26 protein-coding genes, 1 pseudogene and 1 riboswitch are annotated in these 26,480 nt (G+C 26.4%); of the genes and pseudogenes, 3 read left to right on the top strand and 24 right to left on the bottom strand.

Annotated features, from left to right (window positions below; genetic code table 11):
• Window positions 1-529: 529 nt before the first annotated feature.
• The 7 genes from J7M87_RS11510 to J7M87_RS11480 form a co-directional block, all read right to left on the bottom strand.
• Window positions 530-1,918 (bottom strand): DUF4179 domain-containing protein, encoded by a 1,389-nt coding sequence (locus tag J7M87_RS11510; RefSeq protein ID WP_291651192.1) that lies wholly within the window; start codon window positions 1,916-1,918, stop codon window positions 530-532.
• On the bottom strand, window positions 1,902-2,423 hold the full coding sequence (locus J7M87_RS11505) for an RNA polymerase sigma factor (protein WP_291651191.1): 522 nt from the start codon (window positions 2,421-2,423) through the stop codon (window positions 1,902-1,904). Before J7M87_RS11505 ends, J7M87_RS11510 begins: the two co-directional genes overlap by 17 nt.
• 87 nt (window positions 2,424-2,510) lie before the next feature.
• The gene (locus tag J7M87_RS11500) at window positions 2,511-3,113 is read right to left on the bottom strand and encodes an NlpC/P60 family protein (RefSeq protein ID WP_291651351.1); all 603 of its coding nucleotides are present in this window, start codon (window positions 3,111-3,113) and stop codon (window positions 2,511-2,513) included.
• Window positions 3,114-3,280: 167 nt separating this feature from the next.
• Window positions 3,281-3,868 carry a hypothetical protein gene (locus J7M87_RS11495; protein ID WP_291651190.1) on the bottom strand — a complete coding sequence of 196 codons (588 nt, stop codon included), beginning with the start codon at window positions 3,866-3,868 and terminating at the stop codon, window positions 3,281-3,283.
• A 214-nt stretch (window positions 3,869-4,082) separates the two neighbouring features.
• On the bottom strand, window positions 4,083-4,601 hold the full coding sequence (locus J7M87_RS11490; protein WP_291651189.1) for a hypothetical protein: 519 nt from the start codon (window positions 4,599-4,601) through the stop codon (window positions 4,083-4,085).
• A 201-nt stretch (window positions 4,602-4,802) separates the two neighbouring features.
• Complete coding sequence (locus J7M87_RS11485) at window positions 4,803-5,015, bottom strand: PhzF family phenazine biosynthesis protein (protein ID WP_365845378.1); 213 nt, start codon at window positions 5,013-5,015, stop codon at window positions 4,803-4,805.
• 246 nt (window positions 5,016-5,261) lie between these two features.
• Window positions 5,262-5,627, bottom strand: coding sequence for a DUF3221 domain-containing protein (locus tag J7M87_RS11480; RefSeq protein ID WP_291651188.1), 366 nt, complete (start codon window positions 5,625-5,627; stop codon window positions 5,262-5,264).
• Window positions 5,628-5,790: 163 nt separating this feature from the next.
• On the opposite strand from J7M87_RS11480, the gene J7M87_RS11475 reads away from it, so the two are divergent.
• Window positions 5,791-6,537: a polyphosphate polymerase domain-containing protein gene (locus J7M87_RS11475; protein ID WP_291651187.1), complete on the top strand. Its 747-nt coding sequence runs from the start codon at window positions 5,791-5,793 to the stop codon at window positions 6,535-6,537.
• Window positions 6,531-7,220 (top strand): DUF4956 domain-containing protein, encoded by a 690-nt coding sequence (locus tag J7M87_RS11470; protein WP_291651186.1) that lies wholly within the window; start codon window positions 6,531-6,533, stop codon window positions 7,218-7,220. The genes J7M87_RS11475 and J7M87_RS11470 overlap by 7 nt, the downstream gene beginning before the upstream one ends.
• Before the next feature lie 135 nt (window positions 7,221-7,355).
• Here J7M87_RS11470 and J7M87_RS11465 read toward each other — a convergent pair whose 3' ends face one another.
• Both J7M87_RS11465 and J7M87_RS11460 read right to left on the bottom strand, forming a co-directional pair.
• A complete protein-coding gene (locus tag J7M87_RS11465) occupies window positions 7,356-8,657 on the bottom strand; it encodes a DUF2812 domain-containing protein (protein WP_291651185.1) in 1,302 nt (433 codons plus the stop codon).
• Window positions 8,641-8,973, bottom strand: coding sequence for a PadR family transcriptional regulator (locus J7M87_RS11460; RefSeq protein WP_291651184.1), 333 nt, complete (start codon window positions 8,971-8,973; stop codon window positions 8,641-8,643). Before J7M87_RS11460 ends, J7M87_RS11465 begins: the two co-directional genes overlap by 17 nt.
• 384 nt (window positions 8,974-9,357) lie before the next feature.
• On the opposite strand from J7M87_RS11460, the pseudogene J7M87_RS11455 reads away from it, so the two are divergent.
• Window positions 9,358-9,597, top strand: a pseudogene (locus tag J7M87_RS11455) (N-acetylmuramoyl-L-alanine amidase); the annotation flags it as partial.
• 250 nt (window positions 9,598-9,847) lie between these two features.
• On the opposite strand, the gene J7M87_RS11450 reads toward J7M87_RS11455, so the two are convergent.
• The 15 genes from J7M87_RS11450 to J7M87_RS11380 all read right to left on the bottom strand — a co-directional run bounded on the left by J7M87_RS11450 (window position 9,848) and on the right by J7M87_RS11380 (window position 26,468).
• Window positions 9,848-10,330 (bottom strand): hypothetical protein, encoded by a 483-nt coding sequence (locus tag J7M87_RS11450; RefSeq protein WP_291651183.1) that lies wholly within the window; start codon window positions 10,328-10,330, stop codon window positions 9,848-9,850.
• A 572-nt stretch (window positions 10,331-10,902) separates the two neighbouring features.
• A complete protein-coding gene (locus J7M87_RS11445; protein WP_291651182.1) occupies window positions 10,903-11,325 on the bottom strand; it encodes a DUF2871 domain-containing protein in 423 nt (140 codons plus the stop codon).
• Between the two features lie 6 nt (window positions 11,326-11,331).
• On the bottom strand, window positions 11,332-11,994 hold the full coding sequence (locus tag J7M87_RS11440) for a hypothetical protein (RefSeq protein ID WP_291651181.1): 663 nt from the start codon (window positions 11,992-11,994) through the stop codon (window positions 11,332-11,334).
• 14 nt (window positions 11,995-12,008) lie between these two features.
• Window positions 12,009-12,434 (bottom strand): hypothetical protein, encoded by a 426-nt coding sequence (locus J7M87_RS11435; RefSeq protein ID WP_291651180.1) that lies wholly within the window; start codon window positions 12,432-12,434, stop codon window positions 12,009-12,011.
• A 456-nt stretch (window positions 12,435-12,890) separates the two neighbouring features.
• On the bottom strand, window positions 12,891-14,756 hold the full coding sequence (locus J7M87_RS11430; protein ID WP_291651179.1) for a carbohydrate-binding domain-containing protein: 1,866 nt from the start codon (window positions 14,754-14,756) through the stop codon (window positions 12,891-12,893).
• A gap of 281 nt (window positions 14,757-15,037) precedes the next feature.
• Window positions 15,038-15,322 (bottom strand): hypothetical protein, encoded by a 285-nt coding sequence (locus J7M87_RS11425; RefSeq protein ID WP_291651178.1) that lies wholly within the window; start codon window positions 15,320-15,322, stop codon window positions 15,038-15,040.
• A 52-nt stretch (window positions 15,323-15,374) separates the two neighbouring features.
• Entirely contained in the window at window positions 15,375-15,932 is a 558-nt protein-coding gene (locus J7M87_RS11420; RefSeq protein ID WP_291651177.1) for a hypothetical protein, read from the bottom strand.
• Window positions 15,933-16,835 (bottom strand): hypothetical protein, encoded by a 903-nt coding sequence (locus J7M87_RS11415; protein ID WP_291651176.1) that lies wholly within the window; start codon window positions 16,833-16,835, stop codon window positions 15,933-15,935. It lies immediately after the preceding gene.
• Window positions 16,836-17,052: 217 nt separating this feature from the next.
• Complete coding sequence (locus J7M87_RS11410; RefSeq protein WP_291651175.1) at window positions 17,053-18,417, bottom strand: nucleobase:cation symporter-2 family protein; 1,365 nt, start codon at window positions 18,415-18,417, stop codon at window positions 17,053-17,055.
• 98 nt (window positions 18,418-18,515) lie between these two features.
• Window positions 18,516-18,617: riboswitch (purine riboswitch) on the bottom strand.
• Between the two features lie 62 nt (window positions 18,618-18,679).
• Window positions 18,680-19,423, bottom strand: a complete 744-nt coding sequence (locus tag J7M87_RS11405; protein ID WP_291651174.1) for a YoaK family protein — start codon at window positions 19,421-19,423, stop codon at window positions 18,680-18,682.
• Window positions 19,424-19,493: 70 nt separating this feature from the next.
• Window positions 19,494-20,864, bottom strand: coding sequence for an MATE family efflux transporter (locus tag J7M87_RS11400; RefSeq protein ID WP_291651173.1), 1,371 nt, complete (start codon window positions 20,862-20,864; stop codon window positions 19,494-19,496).
• A gap of 281 nt (window positions 20,865-21,145) precedes the next feature.
• Complete coding sequence (locus J7M87_RS11395) at window positions 21,146-22,858, bottom strand: methyl-accepting chemotaxis protein (protein WP_291651172.1); 1,713 nt, start codon at window positions 22,856-22,858, stop codon at window positions 21,146-21,148.
• Window positions 22,859-23,147: 289 nt separating this feature from the next.
• Window positions 23,148-24,494, bottom strand: a complete 1,347-nt coding sequence (locus J7M87_RS11390; protein WP_291651171.1) for a HAMP domain-containing sensor histidine kinase — start codon at window positions 24,492-24,494, stop codon at window positions 23,148-23,150.
• Window positions 24,495-24,504: 10 nt separating this feature from the next.
• The gene (locus J7M87_RS11385) at window positions 24,505-25,206 is read right to left on the bottom strand and encodes a response regulator transcription factor (RefSeq protein WP_291651170.1); all 702 of its coding nucleotides are present in this window, start codon (window positions 25,204-25,206) and stop codon (window positions 24,505-24,507) included.
• Between the two features lie 20 nt (window positions 25,207-25,226).
• Complete coding sequence (locus tag J7M87_RS11380; RefSeq protein ID WP_291651169.1) at window positions 25,227-26,468, bottom strand: glycosyltransferase family 39 protein; 1,242 nt, start codon at window positions 26,466-26,468, stop codon at window positions 25,227-25,229.
• Between the last annotated feature and the right edge of the window lie 12 nt (window positions 26,469-26,480).

Genomic DNA, 26,480 nt, shown 5'->3' with positions numbered 1-26,480 from the left:
AAACACATATACAAAAATAAAAAACTCCCGCCCTTTATATCAAAAGGACGAGAGATAAATCTTCGTGTTACCACCTTAGGTTCATAGACAACTCACATTGCCTACCTTTTCAAGTACTCCAGAAAATATCTAGGTAATACTCTAGCACTATAACGTGTGCAAGGAATACGTCACAGCCTACTAAATGCTTCGCATAATGAAAAATGTAGAATTAACGAAAAAATTCTGATAGAGTTTTTAAAATTAAATTTTAGTAAATCAATATAACTATCATTCTAAATTGTATTTTCCTATGCTAAAGCTTCATTTGGTGTGAAGCTCAAAGATGTATTCATAATTAGCTTATCTTGCACCTCTCATCAACCGGTTACTTTCTGTAAGCCTTACTAACTACTACTTGTTCTTATCACAGCTTTTCATAATCTTATACTCCGAAATATAATCACTTATAAATCTTCGTTATGCTTATTAATATGGATTATAAATCTTATTTTTAATATTGTCAATATTCTTATAACTTTTTAATTAATCAATAATTAATTTTAACTTTTATGCTTCTATCTTTTTTCTTAATATTTAATGCTTTATTATTAGCAACGAAGAATCTATTATTACTAAACAGTTTTTCATCTTCTCCAATATATAGCTGTCTTCTCATAAATATAAATTTTTTATAATCTTCACCTAAATAATCTTTTATATTACTTTTATTAGAAGATGGTTCAAGAGAAATAATACCATTATAAGGAAGTATTTCGTAAGGTAAATATTTTTCAAACCATATTTTCTTATACTTGCTCCAATAAGCTATATCTACTACTTCCTTATTTTCATCATATTTTAACTCTTCTATAAATAAATTATCATTTATCCAAGTATCTTTAATATTACTCTTAATATCAATATTTAAATCTTCACTAAAATTAGCTCTTTCAACAACTATCTTAGCCTTATTAAATTTATCTATAGCTAAATCCTTTAAAACAAAGTTTTCAACTATTCTAATTCCATTACTTAATATTTCCTTTTCATCATATGCAACTACCCCCATTCTTTCAATATTTCTTCCTTCTATATTAGGACTAAAATTTATGCCTTCATTAAAGAAATTACCATCATTTTTTTGAATAGCCTTAATTTTTTCTTCATCATCAGAAACTACTGAGTAATCTAGATTTATAGCTAAAGGGCTGACTCTCAAATTATTTACTACAAACCTTACTCCCTCTATTTCAATTACATTATTTTCAGGAACTATATTTTTAACCTTTACTATCTTAGATGAATCTATATCTATAGTTACCTCCTTGACTTCGCCTTCTTCCGTAATTTCTATAGTAAAATCATTTTTATTTTCTCCTATTTTAAATGTCCATACACTTAATGTATCTCCATTTTTGTCTTTTTCACTAAATGCACTTGAACCTGATGCAAAATTTCCCTCTAAAATTCTTATATCAGATTTAGGTTTAATAGAATCATATTCTTCAGGTGGCTTATCTGTTGGTAAAAATCTATCTGCATAAGTAAAACTTCCTCTCATAAAAACTGAAAGATACTTATTATCATAAACAACGGCTTCTATTGTTATTTTTTTACCGTTACTAAATTCTACTGATTCATTAACCTCTTGAAGTTCTCCTTTGTCATTAAGCTTTTTCACGTAGCTATTATAAAAAAAATAATCATCATACCCAATTATCTTTTTTATCATTGCAGAAACTGTACTTAAATTAAAAATGAACATAAATGAAATAAATATTAAAGCTATTTTTATATATTTATTGTTTAAATTTAGTTTCTTTTTATTTTCTCTTTTTGCATCTTTTAAGGCTTCTTTCATTAAATCTTCAAATTGTGGTGGAGCTTTTAAATCCTTTTCCTTTAGGTTATCTAATTCTTTATCTAAATCCATCATTTATATCACCACCTATAATTTTTCTTATTTTGTTAATACCTTTATTTATTCTAGATTTAACAGTTCCTAATGGTATTTCCATAATTTCAGAAATTTCTTCATAAGTATAATCTAAATAGTATCTAAGTCTAATAACCTCTTTTTGATTGTCATTTAAATTTTCTATAAGAGACTTTAAATAAATTTTATTTTCTGATTCATTAAAAGTATTTTCTTCTGATATATTCTCTAAATTAACTTCTTCATATTTCTTTCTCTTAGATAACTCCTTTTTACATAAATTAACAAGTATTGTCTTGCTCCAACTATAAAATGAATCAAGTTTTTTAAGTTTTGGAATTTCTTTATACAAAACTACTATCATTTCTTGCAATATATCTAAGGCATCATGCTCATTTTTCATATATGCATAAGCTAATTTATAGTAGTTATCTTTTTCACTCATAATTAGTTTTAAAAGAGCTTCTTTATCACCATTTATAGCCTTCTTAACTTCTAGTTCCAAGCTTCTTCCCCCCAAACCTTGTCTACTTAAATATTAACCTATATACCTAAGAGTTGTATAGTGACTAAAAAGTTCCCTAAGCTTTTATTATTTTAAAGAATTTATATAATCGATTGGTCTATATATTACACTTTCATCACTTAAATAAAGCTTACCTTTTTTAACTCCTCCAATTGGATAGGGTAACTTGTTATATGCATTTATCATTTCACCTTTTCCCTTATATAAAACTACATGTCCTGGTGTAAAAACTAAATCTCCTGGTTGTATACCTTCTTTATCAACTTCATATCCTTGCAATATATCTTCTTGATCAAAAGTTGAATAACCAATTTCAACTCCAGTAACTTCCCTATATGCAAAGTAAGTTAATCCAGAGCAGTCAAAAGCTTGATTTCCTATGTATGTTTCTCTCTTTAATGGATAATATTCTTCTCCATAATAACCTATAAGTTCATCTAACCTTTCTCCAGTCATAATTTCACCTTTTCCACCCCATACATATTCTAGTCCTATTTTTTCTTCTGCCAATTCTATAACTTTATTTACAATTTCCTTTTCTTCTTCTGTCATGTTTATATCTTCATTGTCATAATTATCTTTTTTATATAAATTATTAAATGCCACAATTCCAACTACTAATAAAATTATTAAACCTAATATAAAAACTATTCTTCTATTTACTCTCATCTTTTTCACTCTCAACACTCCTTCAAGTTATTTCCTTTATATAGTTAATTTTACATTAGACCTCTTACTTTTCATAATTACTTTTTGATTAAGAAATAATTAATTATAAATTAAAATGAGCTGTTAAATTAAATACAGCTCATCTCACTTCTAAATCTATCATATTTTTATCTATTCCAGCATTGATATGGTACATAATTAAATATAGCTTCAAATCTATAACAATCATCTCCATAATACGCAACTAGAGGTAATATATCAATTGCACCAGGTCTTATTCTTCTTTTTGGAACCACTAGTATTCCTGCATTTAATATATAGTAATTTCCGATAGCTCCATGTATTTTACTAAATTTTTCATTATAATTAGCTCCCATGTATTTTACATTAACATTCTCATAACACTTTGATGATGATAGTAAAAAATATTGAGCTCTACATGGACGTACATATATTACTTTGTTTTCAGATTCAATATGCATTTCTAATCTACAGTTTGCTTGCAGTGGAGTTTGTTTTATATCTGGTATTATTTCTTTACTTTTTTCTTTAATCTCATATGTTTCTTTATTTACCTCTTCAAGAATACTCCAAAACTCATTTTCATATTGATTTTCAAATTCACTTTTACTATCTAAAAAATCATTTTCATATTTTTCTCTTATTTCTCGTACTTCTTTATTTATATTTTCAAATAAATCTCCATTTATTTTTTCTCTATCTTTATTAAAATCATTATAATCTAATCTTTCCACAATCATATCCCCCTAATATAGAGTTAATTTAATACTATACATTTGAATCTTAAATTAAACACATATTATAATATGCTTAATGTTTTAAACATTCATATAATAAACTATTAAGAAAGTTTTATTTATTGATTTAAATCATAATTTCTATACAAAACAGACATCTTAAATACTCATTAAGATGTCTGTTTGCCCCTTAAACTATTTTATCTCTAATTTATTTTTGGCAGCATTTACATGGATCAAAGGTAAACACTACATCAAATTTAAATTTACTACACCCATCAAATGCTTCAAAAGGTAATACATCTATATCTCCAGGTCTTAATCGTTCATTCGGAATAAATAATATTCCTGAATTTAAGATAAAATAAGTTCCTAGGTCTCCTCCAACCTTTTTAAATCTTTGGTTAAATCCATGTCCAATATATTTAACATTAATTGGACCACAACATTTTGATGAATTTGCTAAAAAATATTGGGCTGTTCTAGGACATACATATATTATTTTATTTTGTGGATTAATATGAATTTCAGATTTACAATTTGCTTCAAGTGGAGTGTACATTGAATGTGAAAATTCTTCTAAGCATTTTTCTTCTTTCTCATCAATTTTGTCTTTTTCTTCAAATATTCCAATTTCTCTTTTTAGATCCTCTTCCAACTCTAAATGCATTTTTACAAATTCTCCTTCACCAACTGTATCTAGTTCAGATTCATCATAAAAAGTTCTCATTAATTCTATCCTCCTGTTAATTAAAGAATTATTTTCTTGTACATCATCAATATTCTATTAGATACAATAGTATATTCACATATATGTGAATTGACATGATAAAAAGTGCATTTAAAGTATTAATTATTTAAAGTGATTGTTTATTAAACTATTATTCCCATTGCATCTAAAATATCTTGTGTTAAATTAAAATCTAAAGGCTTATCTATCGGGAAATCTGAACTTATCTTCATCTATATTAGAATTTTTTAATGGTTTAACAAATGCTGTTTCTGATAAATTCATTTCCTGGGCAATATTTTTCATTAATTCATCACTTATATCATCATCTAAAATACACACTACTGCTGGATTTCCTTTTAATGATTCACTAGTGAATGTATCTCCTTGATATATTTTAATTTTATTTTTCACTGCTCTCCCCTGCGTTTCCGTAATATTATTTACTTATCTTCAAATAATATTGGGTTATTATTATATATTTAAAAATTCATATTTTACTTGAACAATATATTAACTATCATATTATAATAATAAAAAATATTTTATTAAATTAATTAAGATTAAATAAATTATAACCACACCACATACTAATTCTGAAATTATTAAAACTAAAAACTAATACATGCTTATATTTAAATTTTATGATTATATCTATATTTACTTTATTCTTATAATCTTAGCATCAACTTGAACTGGATAACTTTCCCTTACTGGACCTGTTATTATTACCTCTACCTTATCTCCTACTTTAATATCTGATAATTTTAATTTTTCATCACTCTTTTGATTTATTATCTTCGTCTTTGTATTTATTGAAACACTTGCTTTATCAAACTCTGTATCTTCTTCAATCTTTCCTTCTACTAAGATTTGACCTCTTTTATCTTCTTGATTTTTTTCTGTTACTAATCCTCTTATAGCTACTTTATTATCATTTTCTTTAATTAAAATCCAACCTAAAACGATACATATAAGAAATGCTAATAAAATTAAATATACCTTTTTACCTCTTATTATAATCAACCCCTTTAAATATATATTTAGATTTCCAGTTTTATAATTAATATTATTTTCACATATTTAATTATATATTAATCTAACAAAAGTAATTACTAATTTAAGATTTCTTTAAGGTTAGCTTTATATAATTACCTCATAAGATATCAATTCTATGGGAGGTATTTATATGGCAATAAAATCATTTCAAAGATATGAAAAGAAATTTATATTAAATGAAAATCAATATAACGCACTTATTCCGATTTTATCAAAATATATGGATCCAGATAAATTCTGTAAATTTGGACAGAACTACAGTATTTACAATATATATTATGATACTGATGATAATCAAATAATTAGACATTCTATTAATAAACCTTACTATAAAGAAAAACTTAGATTAAGAAGTTACAGTATACCTACTAGTAAAGATGATAAAGTTTTTCTTGAGTTAAAGAAAAAAATTAATGGAATTGTAAATAAACGTAGAGCCACTTTAACTCTAAATGAAGCTTATAGATTTTTAGAATTAGGGGAAAGACCTAAGACTTCTGATTATCTAAATAATCAAGTTCTTAATGAAATAGAATATCATCTAAATAATCATGATGTTCATCCAACAGTATATATAAGCTATAGTAGGAAAGCTTTCTTTGCTAAGGATGATAATGATTTTAGAATAACTTTTGATTCTAATATACTAACTAGACGTGATAACCTCTTCCTTGAAGCTGGTAGTTTTGGTGATAGACTATTAGATAAAAAACATTACCTTATGGAAGTAAAAATACTAGGTGCTATTCCAGTTTGGTTTACTAAAATTCTTTCATATTTAGAGATATACAATACTCACTTTTCTAAATATGGAAATGAATATATGAGATATTGTTTAAATAAAAACTATGATACAGGGAGGAAAGATGTATGTTAGAAACTATAATTACATCAACGAATGGAGAATCATTCACACTATTTAACGCACTATTTATTATAATATCTTCAATTGTTCTTGGCTTAATTATAAGCCTTGCATATATGAAGACACATAAAAAAGAAGGATATGCAACAGGATTTACAATAACTCTTATAATGTTACCTGTTATAATTGCAATTATCATACTTCTAGTTGGAAATAATGTTGCTAGAGCATTTAGCTTAGCTGGAGCTTTTTCAATTATTCGTTTTAGAAGTGCACCTGGAGATCCAAAGGATATAACTTATGTATTTTTTACTTTAGCTGTTGGTCTAACTTGTGGCATGGGTTATATAGGATATGCTTTTATATTTACATTAATACTATGTGCTTTAACCTTAATATTAGATGCAACAAAGTTTGCTATGCCAAAAACAAAAACATCTAAGCTTAAAATCACAATTCCTGAAGACTTAAATTATGATGGTATTTTTGATGATATCCTTAATAAATACACAAATTCATGGCATATTGAAACTATTAAAACTAGAGATTTTGGATCACTATTTGAAATTCATTATATAATCCATATGAAACTTGACGCTAATCAAAAGAAATTCATAGATGAATTAAGATGCAAAAACGGTAATTTAAACATTTCATTAAATTTTGCTGGTTTTGAAGAAAAAGTTTATAACTAAATCACTATAAAAGCAAAGATAAATAAAGTATGTTTCATAAGTTAAATAGCTGTACAAAGAAGTACTAGGATTGATATATACTTATTTCACATATTTTATTTATCTTCTTTTCTCTATATTTTATTACTTACCTTACTAACTACTAAATAATTTTTCATAAGCCATATTAATTAATTCATCTTCACTTATTCCTTCAATTGTTGATATCTCTATCATCCTATTAGGTGAAATAATTATATATTGATGTCCACGTTCATTCATATAAACCTTTATGCCATTTGGTAAACTTGTTTCTTTTTCTATATATTCTATATCTATTTTATTTGCAAATCGTATTGTCTTATCAAAGTTATATTTCACTGCCCATTTATATTTACTTTCAAAAATATCATAACTTAAATAATCATTTTCTCCTTCACAGCTATAAAATAAATGTAATGCTACTGGAGATTTATCTAATACATAAAATAATGAATCATCTTTTCCAATATCATTAAAATCCTCTAGTTTTAAAGTAGCTACTTTTTCTAACATTTCATAATCAAGTTTATAATCTCTTGTATCTATATTTCTAAAAATTATATTTGTCATAATAAAAAATATTACTAATGTTAATAATAAATATACACTTGAAATTATAGTCTTTTTATTTCTATAATTCTTATTTTTAACAAATCTAACTATATAATTTAATAAAGTTATTAATAAGATAAAAGCAACACATATCTTAATAAAATCTAAATCAGATTTCATACCATAAAATATAAAAGCTATAACAGTTACAATAAATAATAACTTATAAATGGTTCTCTTAATTAAAGCAATAACTTTAAAATTATAAGATATTTTTTTCCCTTTACTTATTAATAATTTACCTCTAATATTGAATATTAAAAATGTTATTAATCCTATAATCTCATGTATTGAGAAAATACTAACAAATAAAAGACTTCCTAAACTTAATGGACTTGCTAAAAAATGTCCATCTGAGCTTCCTATTGTTATAATATATTGTGAGTATAAAAGAAATACTAAAGTTATAAAATTTAAGCTAACATATTTTAATGATGCTTTACGAATAGTATTAAACTTTTCAACCTCATCTGTATGAATATCTATTCTTTCTTGATCTATTTCACTACAATAAACTTGTATTTTTTCTCTTCCGCAAACAAATTCCCATCCAGCTTCTTTACAATACTCCCTATACTCTAATAAGCTATCACTATTTTCGCCATCAAAAAAAGATACACTATCTACTATATCAACTGAATATTTTAAACTTTTAGGCTTACTTCTTTTAAACTTTAGGAATAAACCCATCATATTCTCTAATATCCATCCCTTTAATGCCATTTTTTCTAGATATTCTTCTAAACTCTTATACTCATAAGGCAAAAAATTAAATATAACCCACTTCTTATTTCCCAATACCATTATTATATCCTCCTAAAAAAGATTTCCCATCTTTAACTAACACGATTAAACGATTATATTCATCTTTTAATATTTCTAATCCTTTATCCGTTATTATGTAGCTTCTTTTCCTTCCTACAACTTCAGTTTCTCTAATGATTCCTTCCTTCTCAAATCTACCAAGTAAAGCATATAATGTTCCTGGTCCAACCTTAACTCTTCCCTTTGATATTTCTTCAACTGATGCCATTATATCTACGCCACATCTTTCTTCTATTAAAGATATTAATATATAATACATTGGTTCAGTTAAATTTTGAAACTGTTCTCTTGGCATCTTTAATCGCCTCCAAACATCGATACTCGATATTAAAAACATAAAAAATAAATTTTTATCTTATATAACAAGTTTAATATCGAGTATCAATATTGTCAATAAAACTTTTACTTTTTATACCCTAATAAATAATATTTAAATATTACTTACTATTTAGAAAGTTGTTTATATCAGATTCTTAAAATTTATAGGTACTTTAGGTGCTGTACTTCTATTAATTCTTAATATAATTTTTATATTCTTTAGTAAGGTTGATCATAACGCTAGCCCTGATGCTACTATCATTATTGTCTTTTACATATTCTATTTGGTATTCCATATTTTAAAGGAATTCAGGTTTCTCATTCAAGATACTCTGACACTAGTGTATGATTATCTGAAAGAGCCGAAATGGCTAATAGCTGGGGAGATGACCTTTTCATATCAATCCATGCTAATGCTCTTGATGGAAGTGGTAGTGCTTATGGTACTGAATGCTATACTTATCCAAATAGCACAGCTGAAAATAAGAGGTTATCAGCAGATATTTGTTCTTCTATTTCAAGCAATCTAGGTACTTACAATAGGGGCCATAGAGAAGCCGATTTTGCAGTTCTAAGATTAGCAAAGATGCCAGCTGTCTAATTTAAAATGCATTTATTGATAATGAACACGATGCTTATAAGTTACAAAATAAACAAGATGAATTTGCTAGTGCTATTTGCACTGCAATAACAGGATCAAAAATTACACCACTAACTCCAAATCCAAATCCTCCGCCTACCTTCTTCAGATCGTAAATGGTTGTATTTACCTTAATAATAATCTATACGTAATATAAACTATAAAATACTATTCAACTTCCTATAGTAATAAGGAGTTGAATCTACTTAATTCAATTAAGTTTATTTTTAATAATATCAATAAACTTAGTTGACATTACATGCAGAATACTTAAAATAATAAAATAAGATAATATTATTACAATTCTATATTGTGTTATTTTTTTTATTTCAATCAAAAATGATAAATAATAGCCGAATGGATATGTAATCCACAATATAAAAGGAGTTTCTATATCAAACTGATAACCCGAAAATTTTGAACTCATAGACATTGTTATACACATAATCATCATAACTAAAAAATATATATTTAAAGCCTTATTTTTTACTTTAAATGATATAGTTAATATCAAAAATAAAATGGTACAAATAACCAAATGTTTTGTTGCAAAACCTGGATGTAATATTTCCACAATAAGCAGAGGATCACTATTAGATGGATCATAAATAAATATTACAGTAGAAACAACAAAGACAATTAGGTATATGATTGCAATTTTGAGTGAATTTTCTTTAACTTTAATTTTTTTCATAAGTTCCTCCTATTAAAGTAAAAGTAACTATTACTTTCTTTTTCACATATTAACTTATTTCCTATATTATACCATATTACCTTTTGTAATTCCCTTAAAATTCCATCAGAAATCTTTTCATGAAGAAATAAAAAATTACGATTTTAAACCATTTATAAGGAATTAAAATTTATAATTTTGAGTTTACTACAAATAAACTTATATTCTACTCTTTCAACTCCTCTCTTAACAGTGGAAGTTAGCCTCTCTTTATATTTATTAAACCATAATAAATACTCTTAGTCTAAATAGTTTTCTTCAGAAAATTCTATACGTGGTCTGTGGTATCCATAAACAAAAAAATTTTAAAATAAGATTCTCTTACTTTTTTAAATTACTGTAATGTGTATTGACACTTGAGTTAATTAATAATTTCAATAAATAACTTTCTCATATTATAATTATTTTAATCCTCTATTTTAGAACTATACATAAAAGCAGTGAGTGGCTTCCCCCTCACTGCTCAAATATCTTAACTTAACCATTTTATAACTTGCTATTAACTGTACAATTTTAATTATAATTTATAATTTTTACTTTTCCTCATTAACTAATACTTTCTTCAATGATGTAAATAGCATCCATAAAGCTATCATTACAAGTATGTGAGATACTCCTGAAATTCCTGAAATCATTCCATTAATTGAACTAGTTACTTGCAATTCTAATGCTTGTATAATTCCTCTAATTAGCATCATACATACCATAAGTGGAAGCCCAATATTATATATAACCATGAATTTTTTAAAAGTTTTGTTATATATCAGTTCTGTACCTCTACAAAATAGAGCTATAATTAAAAATAGTATTGAACCTAGTACCATTAGATGTACATGTATATATCCTAATGTTGTTTGCCCTGTGAATCCTATAATTTTCGTAAACTCTCTATAAAAAACTCCACCTATCATTGCTAGTAAAAAATAGATAAATGAAATATTTAATATCTTTTTCATACAAAACTACCTCCTTGAAATCATACTATTAAATCCTATTAATACAGTCCAAACATATGCACAAGTTTTTGGAATCATCAACATTCCTACTAATGGAATAGTATCCGCAAATAATACTACGGGAATATAAAATGCAAAACTCAATACAATAGTTAACCACATAAAACGAAAACTTTTGTCATTATTTTCTCTTGCACTTTTATAAAATAGAATAATTATCAATATTCCTAACAAAGCAAAAGGTATATTTCTATAAATTCCCCAGCTTAAAGGTGCATTTATGCTTGTCCAACCATTTTGCGGAAATAAACATAAGATAATACGTGTAATTGATAATAAGTATATAGCTAATGTTATTCCATTTTTCCCTTCAATTTTGTAACGTAAACGCCATACATAATAAAGTAGTATATAAAATATAGTCATTGTTATTGAAGTTATAAATTTACCAATTCCTAATGCAAATGTATAATTTTCAAGTCCTGTAGTACATAATGCAATTGCTCTTGGAACTAAGTGAAATGAGTCTCCTACTCCTAATGTTACTGCCATAACCCCAAATAGAAGATATTGTTTTTTCCCATTGTTTTTCATAATCATTATGATCCCTAAAGTAACTACTGTAATTAAATATACAACATCAAATGTTGTTTCCATAATTGCTTGCATTTTAATTTTCCTCCTTATACTTTATGTATTTTTCTTTCAAGCTTAAAATAGTTATAACCAAATAGAATTCCAGCACCAAATAATGCACAACCTAAACCAGAATAGAAAACAGCAATAAATACTTCTGGAACAAGACTAAAAACTCTTATCCCAATACCAAAAGTCATCATGAAAGCCATTATACAAAATGATTTTATATCAAAAAATTTCAAAACAAACTGCATCTCTTCCTTATAGTTTTGAATTCTATTTGTATGCTTTGTAACTAGTTTATTAAAAACTATGAACCAAAAAAACACAAACACCAATGTTGAAAGAATTAAGTTCAAGAAAGTGATATAACTAACATAACTTATAAACCCAATTCGTAATATATTGAACCCTGCAATAAGCCATACTATACTTGCTAAGATTAATAGCTTTTCCTTTCTTATTTTCATGAAAATTCCTCCTTTATAATATGAATCTTGTTCATATTGAGTTATATTTTTTCCCACTTTTTTAAGTGGGAATATTAATATATATTTTCATAGAAGCCATTTGTATTAAAATCCTATGTACAATATATTTATCTATTTATTATGAAAAACATACCATTGCAATAAGCTAATAACTTATTTTAAAAACTTCTATTTTTATATTTAAACTATATTTTATATATTGAGTTTTAAATTGAACAATGTTCATATAAAGAATATTATACTCTATCATTTATTTTGTCAATAGTATTCTTTATAAAATAAAATTCATAATTATTTATACTATGTAGTTACTATATTTCTTAATTAAGTAACTACTTCCTCTATACTATTCCTTTATTATCATAAATGAAAGGATATTACCTATAAGCAATTAAATTGCTTATAGATAACATCCTTTAATAACATTTTATATTATTAAGGCATTACAGGCATTTCTCCTTGTTGCATTCCTTCTTGCCCTCTCATAACACCACCTTGACCTGGCATTCTTCCTCCACCTGGTCCTCCAACTCCTCCTGTTTCTTGACCTACAGTTGTAACTGCACTAGAAGCTGTGAAACTTTCCAATTCAGTTCCTCCTGAGTAAGATCCTTCTGAATACAATCCATCACTTGATGTTCCAGTTGATTCTCCTCCTGTATAAATCTTATAAGATTCATTTGTTTTAATATTTTGTGAAGATATAACAACTGATTGTGCATTTTTACTTGGTGCAAATGTTATAACTTCATTTCCACTTTTGTCTTCAATACGAATTAATGTATTTGCTGATAAACTTGTAAATATATTAACTGAATTTTGTGTTGATGTTGTACTTACTGACTGAGCCATTCCTGATGCACCTGCTGCTATTAAAACTCCACCTGAAACTTTGAATTCTCCATCATAATCTAGAGATCCATTTCCGCTATTTTCAGGTCCATTTACTATAACAGTTCCAGCCTTCATATATATTGATCCATTAGCATCAATACCATCGCCACTTGCATCTATAACTACTCTTCCACCATTAAGATTTATTGTTCCATTTCCTGATGAAGCAAAACTATTTTGTCCTGGTCTTCCATTCATTGAAGATCCATCATTTCCACCTGCCGCATTAATACCATCATCACTTGCAACTACTTTTATATTTCCATCATTAATATTTATTGTTTCAGCTTCTATCCCTTCATAAGATTTAGTTATATTAATATCTCCACCCTTTATATTTATAACTGAATCTGCATGAATACCGTCATCACCTGATGAAGCATTAATACTTCCTCCATTAATTTCTACACTACTATTAGAATGTATTGAGTCATCAGATGAATCAATATTTATATTTCCAGAATCAATTTTGATTCCTACTACAGCTTTTATTCCTTTAGCACTTGCTGTTTCAGTTTCTACTACTGTTGTTTCTTGAGTTCCAAAGCCTTTAGGATTTCCCCATGCTCCCCATGAACTACTAGTTTTACTGCTATTTTCACTTCCTCCCCCTGATTTAATAGTTATATCTCCTCCAGTAATTGTAGCATTTGTTTCTGCTTGTATTCCATCTTCACCTGATGTTATATTAATAGTTCCGCCTTGAATTAATACATATCCTCTTTCTGCATCTTCTGAGTTATTAGATTTCATTCCATCCCCTTGTGAATTTATAGTTATATTTCCACTTGCTATTGTAATAGAATCTTTCCCTCTAATACCATCATGTACAGAAGTTACTGATATATTAGCATCTCCTATTTCTAAATCATCTTTACTTGTTATTCCATTATTATAATTAGCATTTACTATAAGAGACCCTGTACCATTAATAAACAAGTCAGATTTACTAAAAATTGCAGCATTTGGTTCATTATTGGCTTCATCCTCAAACACATAATTTTCTCCATCTGTTACTTGATTTTCTGTTCCATCAGCTAAAATTATATATGTATTTTTAGAATTCTTAACATATATTGCTGAACTATTAGAGCAACTTATATTAACACTATTTAATATAAGTTCTACATTATCTTCATCTCCAGCATTTACTATTATTTGCCCATCACTTAAGGTTCCTGAAATACTATAAGTTCCTGCAGAATTTATTATAATTTTATTTCCTTCTACAACTGCACCATTTCCTTCTACAGATATATTATCTCCTAAAGTGATAGTAGCATTTATATTTTCTATACTCTCACTGCTTATGGAAGTTTTATTGGTATTCGCTTGTTTATTTGTGCATCCAGTAACTCCTATGCATAAAGAAATTACTGATAATATAGCAATAAGTTTTTTACTCATAAATTTTCCTCCTACAATTTCATTGAGTAAATAATATCATTACTACCTTAAATTAATCTTAAAATATTTTTAAATTCTACTTTACAAGAAAACTAGACATATATGAGTTACTTATTCAATTACCTTATTCCCATTCAAAGCAATCTTATATATACTATAAATAAAAAACTAAAGCAACAAGAAAACTCCCTCTATAGTATTAGTTTTTATTATTTAAACTATCTACTATAAAGAGAGTATATAATTTCTTAGAATCCTATCTAAATTTTATTCTAAATACATTATTTTTTATTTAAAGTTAATGAATTTAAATCAACCTTATTTTTATCATCTTTTGAAATTTCATATTTGTCCTTATTTTCTACAACATCCTTAAGTTCTACATAAGCATTAGTTATTTTTGAAGAATATTCATCAACTATTATATCTTCATTAGAAACATCATCATTTATTTTTAATTTATCTAAATCCCTATTCATTCCTAATACTGTATTTCTCTCAAAATTATGTTGAGATAGATTTTCTGAATTTTTAAGTATCAATTCATTTAATATATCTTTAATCATTAATAACACCTCCATATTTCTATAAAAGTATTATTAGTAAATTTTCATAAATTTATTTAATAATTTGTAAATCATCTTTATATAAATTTTTAAATGATAACATTATCCATATTTTTATTATTAATGCATATATAGCTATTCCTAGTGATAACATTTCTGACATAAATATAAAGTTAAAATTACTTACTATTACTACAATTGGATATAACCAAAGATACTTTATTGCTTTCTTTTGATATTCTTTTCCTAAATCATTATTATATTTATCAGATAAAATTTGTGATGTTCCTTCTAAAAGTTTTACTATAGTTATAATATCTAAGATACTTCCTACATTAAACCATATAGCATTGAAAATTATATTACTTGATGAGTTTTCAATCCCCATAAATGGTAATATAAATGTAATAAATGAAACAAAGGCGCTTATATTATTTAACTTTAGTGACATGTTAAGTGAGTCATTTTCATTATCAATCAATATTTCTTTTATTCCAGAGGATATAATCAATATTGCAATAAAGTTCGGTAAAATCTGAATAGGACCAAAATTAAAGTGAAAAGCTGTAAAAACCATTCCCCAAAAGACTTTTTTATAACCATGAAGCATTTATATTTCCCCCTTTACTCTTAAATATTTATAAATATCACTAAACCTAAAGTAAGGGTTATAAGTTAAATTATTTATTCTCTGTTCATGATCGTTTCCACTTCCATCTTTAAAATAAATAACAGGCTTTATATCGTAACTATAAAGTTTTCTTTCTATATCATCTATATTATAAAATTGTGAAGTAAAATATAAATAATCATTTTTATTATAAATTAACTCCATATTAGCTATATTTCCTAGCTTGTCTATATTAAAATCAAATAAATCTTTAGTATCATCAAATAATGGTGAATAAATATGTGATACTTTTATGTAATCATTAACTATGAATCCCCCTTTACTAATGCCATCATTTGAACTTTGTCCACTATACCATTTTAATATTTTTTTATCATAATCATATTTATCCGAATCGTGCTTATATAATATTATCTTTCCTAAATCAACCTCCATAGTAAGTCCATCATCAAAAGTTACTGTTGCATTGCTTAATACAAGATCTTTATCAAATTCATAATCATACTTTTGAGAGCTTAAACTTAAAAAAACTGTATGAACCCCATATATACCATGATTTTCAACATTATCATTAACATTATTATAAAAGCGCATTAATCCCATAGAATTATTTTCACTTGCATAAAAATTTAATTCTGGTGCTTCTTTAAAGATTACAGATGATACTTTTCTTTTATCTTCTCTATTTGATATGTATTTTAATTCAATATCAAAACCTGAAATCGAATAGGCACCCTCATTTTCCATAATTTCAACTTCCTTATAATTTTTTAAAAATACAGGCTTATCTAATTTCAATTTACTTAATACTAAAAGTGTCATTACTAAAGATATGCTTATTAATGCCATAGAAATTTTTAAAGCTTTATTAATATTTTTCATCTTCTCCCCCTAAATATCCAAATTGAACATAATTTCATTATATAATAGATACAATAAAATTTCATTATAATAACTGATTATACTTAAATATACAATAGTTATGCTTTGCATAGCAAAACCTCTTCAACTTTTCACTTTTTCACTCTTAACTTTTCACTTATAAATTAAAACCCCCAACAATTTCATTTGTTGAGGGTTTTATTATTTCATTTATATATTATGCTGCTTCTATATCACTTTCATCTGATACTTCTATTTCTTCTTTGTCTTCTTTTAAAACTACATTTAATATTAATGCTGTTATTGTTCCAGTTGATATTCCTGATGCAAAAATCATTTTTAATCCTTCTGGTAATTGTGAAATAAACTCTGGTCTAAATGTTACTCCAAGTCCTAATCCAATAGATGTAGCTATTATTAAAAGATTACGTTCATTTATTTTTACTTTACTTAATGTTTTTATTCCTGCTGCTGCAACAGTTCCAAACATAACTATTCCAACTCCTCCTAAAACAGGCTGAGGAATGCTATTAACTATTGCTGCAAGTTTAGGTAAAAATCCTAATATAACTAATATAATACCTGCCATAACTGCTACATAACGACTAGCTACTTTTGTTAAAGGGATTAATCCAACATTTTGACTAAATGTAGTGTTAGGTAATGTACCAACAACACCACCTATCATACTTCCAATACCATCTGATAATACACCTGCGCCTATACGCTTGTCAGTCATATCTACTTCTGAAACTTCCCCTACTGCCTTTAAACATCCTACTGTTTCAATTGCAGTAACAAAATATGCTGGAATAAATGCTATAAGTGCTTTTAAATCAAAAGTAACTCCGTATTCAAATATCTTAGGAAATGAAATCCAACTTGCTTCTTTAACTGCTGTAAAATCTACTAATCCAAGTGGAATGCACACAACATATCCAACAATCATTCCTATAAGTATTGATGCGCTACTAAGCATACCTTTTCCATAACGATTTAGTAATAGTGTTCCAATAAGTACAAGCATTGAAATTGATATATTTTTTATACTACCATAATCTGCAGCTCCACTTCCCCCTGCAGCCCAATCTATTGATACAGGTAATAATGTTAACCCAATTAAACATACAACTGTTCCTGTAACTAGTGGTGGAAATAGCTTCATTAATGGCCTTATAAAATAGCTAAGCACTACTTCAAAAACTGCACCCAGGATTGTAGCTCCAATTATTCCTGGTAATCCTAAAACAGATCCAACGGTAATAGATGGTGATACAAAAGTAAAGTCTGTCCCCATTATGCAGGCTACTTTTGAACCTACTGGGCCTACACCCTTTGCTTGTATTATTGTTGCAAGACCAGCTGCAAGTATTGATGCACTTATTAATGTCGTTCCTGTTTTAGCATCAAATCCTAATGCACTGGATATAACTAATGGAACAACTATTATTCCACCAAATGCAGCAAATATATGCTGAATTCCAAATAATATCTTCTCTGATATTGATGGGTTATCGTCAACTCCATATGTTAGATTAATTCCATCTGTTGCTTTTACTTTATTCATGACTTCATCCTCCATTGTTTAAGTAATAAAAAACACCTCGTAATCGAGGTGTTGTCTTAAAAATAGAAATCAAATCATAAATTTATATTACAAATCTATTTACAATAATTTCTTTTTCAAATACAATACCTCGTAGTCTGCCTATTTACGGTTAGCAGGTAGAAACTTTCGGTCCATATCACCGATGATATACGAGAATTTCTTGATTTATATTCGTATTATACACAAACATTAATATAATTTCAATAATTAATTATATGGAAATTACTTTCCATTTCTATATATCCTTTTTAATAAATCTATATTCATCTATACTAAATATAATTTTTGAAATAGTTAATATAATAGAGCATGTCCATATTGATTTGACACCAAACTTTAAAGTTAATATTCCACCTAAAGATGCACCAAATAAAAACGAAGCAATTACTATTATATATCTTATTGATCTTGCACATGCAGCATCATCTTTTTTAGTTATTGCTAAATATGCAGCTTGTGAAGCCGTTCTTAGATTTCCTGTGCACATAGTTGTACTATATGGAGAATCAACTAGTCTCCTAAAAGATGAAATTTGCACTGATGAAACAAAAGATATAGTTGTAGTTACAAATATATGTGGTACGTTGTCTGGTATGAATCCAATAATAAAAAGTACAATTGCTTCAATAACTAAAATACATTTTTCAGCCTTAGCTGATTCTGCATAATTCTTTATTGATTTTTCTCTTATTATTTCTGTAACTACAACTCCTATTACAAATGATAAAATAGGAAGTGCAGCCATAAATACACTTCTATAGTCTCTATTTGTAATTCCAAGTGCAACTAATACAATATTCCCTGTTTCAGCATTAGCAAATACTCCACCTCTACATATAAATGTATAAGCATCTAAGAATCCTCCTACTATTGCAAGTAGTACTCCTAATCTTAGTGATTCAGATGTTATTTCATGACTTGGTATCATTCCTCTTACTCTACTAATAATACCTTTTATCTTAACTTCTTTTAAATCCAACTAAAAGCCCCCTTGATACTCACATTATTACTATTAAAGTATATTTTTAAGTAAATACTGCTTTTAATATTTACGCTTCAACTATATTTTTAAGCCATTTCTTTTGCTTATATCTTCTAAAACCTAATATAAATTTATAAACCTCTTCAAGTGTTATCATTGCATAAACATAATAAATAGGTAATCCTAAAATAATTCCTCCAAAGAAAGCCATTGGTATTCCAACACACCATACCCCTGTAATATCTAAAAGTAGAGATGCCTTTGTGTCTCCACCACTCCTAAGAACACCTACTATATTAACTAAATTAAACATTCTAAATGGTAAATAGCATATGAATACAGTTAAACATTTAGTTATATCTAATGCTATATTATCTGGAACAGAGAATAATTTAATTAATGGAGTTCTTATCATAAAGCATACTAATCCCATGACTAGTGTTAATAATAACTGTAATACAAAAAAGCTCTTAGCATGTTTATCTGCATCCTTTAGCTTATTAGCACCTAATTCATTTCCTAAAATAACAGCAGTGGCTGAACTTAATCCTTGGAATATAACAACACATATTTGCTCAACATTTTGAGTTATTGTAATTGAAGCAACGGCTTCATCTCCCATTCTTCCATAAACTAATGAATACATAGTAACTCCAAGTCCCCACATAAATTCGTTAGCTATAACAGGTGATACTGTAATTAAATATTTTTTAATAAACTCCTTATCAAAGTTAACAAGTTCTTTTATCTTAGCTGCTGCTGGTCCTTTACTTATATAAACAATAGCTAAAATAGATAAACACTCAACTAACCTAGCAATAACAGTTGCTATTGCAGCCCCTTGAACACCAAGTTTTGGTGCCCCAAAATTACCGAAAATAAATGTATAATTTAATATTACATTAACTCCAATAGCTACTACACTTATAAAAACAGGTGCCTTAACCTTATTTGTTGCTCTTAAAAGTGAAATATAACAATTTGTTATTGCAGTTAAAGGATAACTTAAAGCTACTATAATTAAATAAGATGCTCCAACAGCTATTGTATTTTCACTTGGAGTAAAAATTCTCATAACTGTCTTAGGCATAAAAAGTCCTGCTAACATAAAAATAATAGCACCTAAAAGTCCTATAATAAGAGATATTCCAAGAACTCTCCTAATATTTTTCACATCTCTTTTCCCCCAATATTGAGCAGTTAATATTGAAGAACCACTAACAACACCAAATAATAATAATGTAAAAACAAAAAACACTTTATTAGCTAGTCCAACTGCTGCAATAGCACTTTGTCCCAATGTTCCAATCATCATTGTATCAACAAGATTTAGGGTTGTATTAAGAAGTGCCTGTATAGCTATAGGAATCCCAATTGCTACAGTTTTCTTTAGAAATTTTTTATCCTCAACTAAATCTTTAAAATATGATATAACCATAATTTATCTCCTCCTAATCCTATTTTATTCATTATAAAAAGCGTACCTTTCGATACACTTTTATAAAAATTAATATTAATTCTATTCCTAGAATAAAAAGCACATATACAAATTTACTTATTCAGTCATTTGTCTCAAAATCTAAGTAAACTTATATATTCTCTGTATCTTAAAACATATGCAAAAACACTTATAAATACTAATTCTGCATTTTAATTCAATAAATCAATGCATATATCTTATTAATTATAACATAATTTAAAGTATATAATAATATAATTTTACACTTTAAACTTTTGAATCATTTCATTTAAATCTTGTGCAAGTTCCGCTTGAGATTTAGCTGTATTAGCTATCTGTTCCATAGCCTTAGTAGACTCATCAACACTTCCATTTATCCCCTCTAAATTTCCCGATGATCTTTGAGTCATGTCTGCCATACCTTGAACCGCTTCACTAACTTGATTCATTGTTGCTAAAATTTCTTCTGTCATTGCAGCTAACTCTTCTGACATATTATTTACAAATATTCCATCACCATGATACTGTTCTCCAATTTCTACAAAAGTTTCAAACTGAGGAACAATACTATCATTCATAAACTTCAATAATTTATTGCTATTTCCTGATAGGCTTTTAAAAGCTTCTTGCACTTTTTCTATAGTAGTTTTAACATTTCCTACTGCTTTTGAAGATTGTTCTGCTAGTTTTCTTACCTCTTCTGCAACTATAGCAAATCCTTTTCCTTGCTCTCCTGCTCTTGCAGCCTCTATAGCAGCATTAAGTGCTAAAAGGTTTGTTTGTTCTGCTATTCCTGAAATAGTTTCTGCCATTACTTTAATATCTTCAACAACTTTTCCCTTTTCTATATCATTCAAAACTTCTTTTTCCATTTCACTATAAACTTCTTTTGTGTTTTCAGCTGCTATCTTACTATCCCTTCCAATTTTCGTTGCTCTATTTCTTATCTCAACTGCATTATTACTACCTTCCATTGCTTTATTGGATAATACATTTACACTTGAGTCTACCTCTTGTACTGCTGCAGATATTTCTTCAGCTGTTGCACTATTTTCTTGTACACCTGAATTAACTTCACTTGTTAAAACATTTATACTTTCAAATTTTGCAGTAATTTCCTCTACTGTGGCTGATAATTCTTCACTTGACGCACTCATATCTTGAGATCTACTCATAATATTTTTTATTAATTCACTAATATCTTCTTGCGCCTTATTTAAATTAATTCCTATTTCCCCAAACTCATCCTTTGATTCTATTATAATTCGGTCTGATAAATTATAATTAGATAATCTATTAGATAATTCTTTTATCTTATTTAAAGATTTCTTTATTGATTTTTGCATTACAAAAGCAAATAAACTCATTAATATAAGTAATATTACTATAATAGAAACAATTAATATAAGTGAATTATTAAAAGTTTTTTCACTTTCTTCTTTAACTTCATTTGCCCATTGTTCATTTAAATTTATTAACTTATTTAACTCATAGCTCATATCATCTCTTATTTTTGTCATAGTTGAAATTTCTATTTCCGCTTCTTTTTTGTTACCACTAATAATTAAGTTTGTATATTTTTCCCTAACCCCTTTATATACCTTTAAATTTTCTTTAAATTTATTAAATATGTTTCTTTCTTCATTATCATCTATTGTCGATTCATAAATTGCAATTTGCTTTTCATTTTCTTCTGAAAGAGTTTTAATTTCTTTGACTAATTCATCTAAATCAACCTTATTACTTGAATTATTCATTAACTCTACATTTTTATAAATATTCAACTGATTTTTATCTATTTTATTAATTGCATGAATTGATTTTATAGTAGTGTCATATAAATAATCTACTGACTGATTAATCTTATTCATATTATTTATTCCTATTATTCCAATTACCCCCATCGAAAAAATAGTAACAAAAAAATATATTAGCAACCGTGTAGATAACTTTAAGTTATTATAAAATTTCATATGTCTCCCCTTATTTATTATTCTTATGTTTATATTATTTTTAAACTTCTGTTCATATTTATTATTAAACATTTATTTAGCAAATGTCAAATTTATCTTCTATAACCTTATTGTGATAACATAGTTGATTTTAAATTAATATCTCTTTCTTAAATTTCTAAACTAATTTATCTCTAATTTTTATATATTATTTAATAATTTTGTTTATTATTTTGTTTATATTAATTACTAATAATATTTTAAAGTTAAATGAGAGCATTAATGATATAAATTCATTAATGCTCTCATTTTAAGTAACGGATAGTTTAATATATAGCTTAAATATATTATTATTACATTCTACATAAATCTCTCCATTGTGAAGATCTATAATATTCTTAGCTATTGCCAAGCCAAGTCCAGAACCAGGAATCTCTGAATTTCTAGATTCATTACATCTATAAAACCTATTGAAAATTTTATCTATATCTTTCAATGATTCTTGTTCTATTTCATTTTCAAAAGATATTATGATATTATTATTTTTTTTAAAAATATTAATTAAAATATTACTATTTTTTCTACTGTATTTCACAGAGTTTGATAAAACATTTTGAAAAACTCTACCTATTTTACTAGAATCAATGCTCAAATTGATATTTGAATATTCATATCTCTTAATAAATACTATATTCTTCTCTGTTGCCTCAATATACAATTCGCCTATACTCTGTTCTATTATCTCAATTATATTTACATTACTTTTATTTAGAGAAACTGAGTTAGATTGAAGCTTAGAATATTCAAATAAATCTCCAATTAAGTCCCTTAACTTATAGGATTTTTCTATTGCACTTTTAGTATATCTTTTTTTATTTTCTTCTGAAGTTTTTTCATTATCAATAAGTTGTAAATATCCTATTATTGATGTTAATGGAGTTCTTAAATCATGAGAAACATTTGTAATTAATTCTGATTTAAACCTTTCTTGGTTTCTCTCTGAATCTATACTATTTTTTAAATTTTTAGCCATTAAATTCATACCCTTTGCTAAGAATCTTAATTCATCTTTTCCTTTTTCTGATATTAGATAATCTAAATTACCTGATGAAAACTCATATATTCCTTTAGTTAATTCTCCTATATATTTAGCTTTTCTAAAAGCGTAGATGTATATTATAAATATTGCTAACAGAAAGCTTATTGAAATAACTAAAATTATTTTTATAAATACTTCACTTCCAACTTTTTCTCTCCATATTAAAAGATTGTAATCTTTATTATCTAATCTAATATCATATCTTTGATATATATTTTCATCAGAGTATTTATTATGAAATATTTTTTCAATTTTATTAACATCAATTATAGTTTCATCTACATTTTTTGATTTCATATAGATATTTCCGTGAACATCTACAATAGCTGCATTAACCTTATTTAGATCACATACTTCATTAAAATATTCCTTACTATTATCATCAAGTTTATTCACGTATCTTTGTATATCTATATAACTTTTATTAAAAAGGTTAATTAATCCTACAGTTGAATTTTCATATTCAATCCTAATGCTCATAATAATTCCAGCTACAACAATTAAAAGAGAGATAAGACTTAATAATAAAAACTCTTTTTTCAAGCTTCTTTTAAACATATTTTTTATCCTATGATTTTTCAATTTTATATCCAACTCCCCACACAAGTTTTATATACTTAGGCTCCTTAGGATTAATCTCAATTTTTTCTCTTATATTTCTAATATGGACAGCCACTGTATTTTCAGAGTTATAAAATGGCTCACTCCATACTTTTTCATATATTTGTTCTGTACTTAATACTCTACCTCTATTTATAGCTAAAACTTCTAATATATCAAATTCTCTAGGCGTCAATCTTATCTTTCTATCATCTACCAAAACTTCTCTATTTGCTTTATTGATTCTAAGACCATCTATATATATTTCTTCATTATTAATTTCTTTGGCTTCACTAAAACTAGTAACTCTTCTTAACTGAGATTTAACCCTTGCTACAAGCTCTAGTGGATTAAAAGGCTTTATAATATAATCATCAGCCCCTATGTTTAATCCTAATATTTTATCACTATCTTCACTCTTAGCTGAAAGCATTATAATAGGCATCTTTTTTTCTTTCCTTATTTCAAGACATGTTCTAATACCATCAAGCTTTGGCATCATTATATCTAAAATTATTAAATCTATTTTTTCTTTCCTTAATTTTTCTAGGGCTTCTATTCCATCACTGGCTAAAACAATATTGTATCCTTCGTTAATTAAATAAATTTCTATTATTTCTCTAATATCTTTTTCATCATCAACAACTAATATTGTTTTTTTATCGTCCATCAAAAACATCCTTCTTTCAATTAATTTTTCATTTTTATCTTTTTTATCCAATTATCAATTGTATATCCTAAAAAAATTGTAAGCATTGAAATTAATGGATAAGAATATCTTTCAAATGTAAAATAAGGTAGATAAACAAAATTAATTAATATTATAGTTCCTATTATAATTATTATATCAAAACTCCACTTTAACTTTTTCTTACACATTACTATTCCCACTATTGATAAAATTAAAATTAAATAATGTTGAATTAGAGCTACTGTAAATCCTATTGCTCCATTCCAATAAAATGGTTCTCTCCAAAAATAAAATGTTTTCCCTAGAGTGTACCAGTATATATATTTAAGGGGATCTTTCCTACCATAAACTTTTAATCTTTCTATTCCTGCTTTAATTTCATTTTTATTGCTTTCAATATAATTATCACCTTTCTCATATGGAACTCCAAAACCATCACTTTGATCATAATTTACAAATGTTCCTTGTAGAAATGGATTTCCACTAGATGCTGTAAAAGGTATGAAAATATTAAACTGCTTATAATTCCTTATCCACCAAGGGGACATTATTAAGCAAAATATTAATAAAACAATACTAGCATACTTGATCATATCCTTCAATTTGTACTCTCTTTTTATTATCCAAGCTAATAGTATCACTGCTGGAAATGCTGCAATTGTAGGTCTAAATAAACATGCTATACTCCATACTACTCCTGATATTATATATAACTTTGCACTTTTTCTTTCAATTGCATATATGCTTAAATATACTAATAAAAGTAACAAGAACTTAAAAATAACCTCCATGAGAATTAAACTCGTAACATAAAATTCTACTATATATAATGAATTAATTAAACATGCTATTATCCCAATCCTACTATTAAATAATTTTCTTCCTATAAGGAATATTATATATAAGGAAGCACATTGAATAAATATCTGAAATATTCTAAATGCCACTATTGCATTAAACTTGCCAAACAAAGTAACAAAAACTGATAGTATAAAAGTTAATCCTGGCATAATATATACAGTTGGCTCATTTATATTTTCATAGGATAACATACCATTTTCCACTAAGTTCCATGCACTTCTTATATATTTAACATCATCATTATCAAATTTTTCTAAACTACCTAATAGTGTTGAATCTCCAAACTTTAATATATAAAATAAAGCTATTAAAGCAAAAATTACCTCTATTAAAATAAGGGTTACTTTTATATTTTTTTCTTCTTTTTTTATTGAAAACATATATTTCTCTCC

It is taken from the genome of Clostridium sp., assembly GCF_017888565.1.
GTDB lineage: Bacteria > Bacillota > Clostridia > Clostridiales > Clostridiaceae > Clostridium.
The sequence above is the reverse complement of the archived record's forward strand: the minus strand, read 5'-3'. Positions and strand labels throughout refer to the sequence as shown.

Excerpts from the sequence above, each read along its gene's own strand:
- J7M87_RS11470 (WP_291651186.1), top strand. The coding sequence starts at position 6,531 with ATGTTAGAAACTATAATTACATCAACGAATGGAGAATCATTCACACTA.
- J7M87_RS11460 (WP_291651184.1), bottom strand. The coding sequence starts at position 8,973 with ATGCCAAGAGAACAGTTTCAAAATTTAACTGAACCAATGTATTATATA.
- J7M87_RS11445 (WP_291651182.1), bottom strand. The coding sequence starts at position 11,325 with ATGAAAAAGATATTAAATATTTCATTTATCTATTTTTTACTAGCAATG.
- J7M87_RS11410 (WP_291651175.1), bottom strand. The coding sequence starts at position 18,417 with ATGGAGGATGAAGTCATGAATAAAGTAAAAGCAACAGATGGAATTAAT.
- J7M87_RS11450 (WP_291651183.1), bottom strand. The coding sequence starts at position 10,330 with ATGAAAAAAATTAAAGTTAAAGAAAATTCACTCAAAATTGCAATCATA.
- J7M87_RS11510 (WP_291651192.1), bottom strand. The coding sequence starts at position 1,918 with ATGATGGATTTAGATAAAGAATTAGATAACCTAAAGGAAAAGGATTTA.
- J7M87_RS11440 (WP_291651181.1), bottom strand. The coding sequence starts at position 11,994 with ATGCAAGCAATTATGGAAACAACATTTGATGTTGTATATTTAATTACA.
- J7M87_RS11430 (WP_291651179.1), bottom strand. The coding sequence starts at position 14,756 with ATGAGTAAAAAACTTATTGCTATATTATCAGTAATTTCTTTATGCATA.
- J7M87_RS11385 (WP_291651170.1), bottom strand. The coding sequence starts at position 25,206 with ATGGACGATAAAAAAACAATATTAGTTGTTGATGATGAAAAAGATATT.
- J7M87_RS11390 (WP_291651171.1), bottom strand. The coding sequence starts at position 24,494 with ATGTTTAAAAGAAGCTTGAAAAAAGAGTTTTTATTATTAAGTCTTATC.
- J7M87_RS11435 (WP_291651180.1), bottom strand. The coding sequence starts at position 12,434 with ATGAAAATAAGAAAGGAAAAGCTATTAATCTTAGCAAGTATAGTATGG.
- J7M87_RS11465 (WP_291651185.1), bottom strand. The coding sequence starts at position 8,657 with ATGGTATTGGGAAATAAGAAGTGGGTTATATTTAATTTTTTGCCTTAT.
- J7M87_RS11420 (WP_291651177.1), bottom strand. The coding sequence starts at position 15,932 with ATGCTTCATGGTTATAAAAAAGTCTTTTGGGGAATGGTTTTTACAGCT.
- J7M87_RS11400 (WP_291651173.1), bottom strand. The coding sequence starts at position 20,864 with ATGGTTATATCATATTTTAAAGATTTAGTTGAGGATAAAAAATTTCTA.
- J7M87_RS11500 (WP_291651351.1), bottom strand. The coding sequence starts at position 3,113 with ATGAGAGTAAATAGAAGAATAGTTTTTATATTAGGTTTAATAATTTTA.
- J7M87_RS11415 (WP_291651176.1), bottom strand. The coding sequence starts at position 16,835 with ATGAAAAATATTAATAAAGCTTTAAAAATTTCTATGGCATTAATAAGC.
- J7M87_RS11395 (WP_291651172.1), bottom strand. The coding sequence starts at position 22,858 with ATGAAATTTTATAATAACTTAAAGTTATCTACACGGTTGCTAATATAT.
- J7M87_RS11380 (WP_291651169.1), bottom strand. The coding sequence starts at position 26,468 with ATGTTTTCAATAAAAAAAGAAGAAAAAAATATAAAAGTAACCCTTATT.
- J7M87_RS11490 (WP_291651189.1), bottom strand. The coding sequence starts at position 4,601 with ATGAGAACTTTTTATGATGAATCTGAACTAGATACAGTTGGTGAAGGA.
- J7M87_RS11475 (WP_291651187.1), top strand. The coding sequence starts at position 5,791 with ATGGCAATAAAATCATTTCAAAGATATGAAAAGAAATTTATATTAAAT.
- J7M87_RS11425 (WP_291651178.1), bottom strand. The coding sequence starts at position 15,322 with ATGATTAAAGATATATTAAATGAATTGATACTTAAAAATTCAGAAAAT.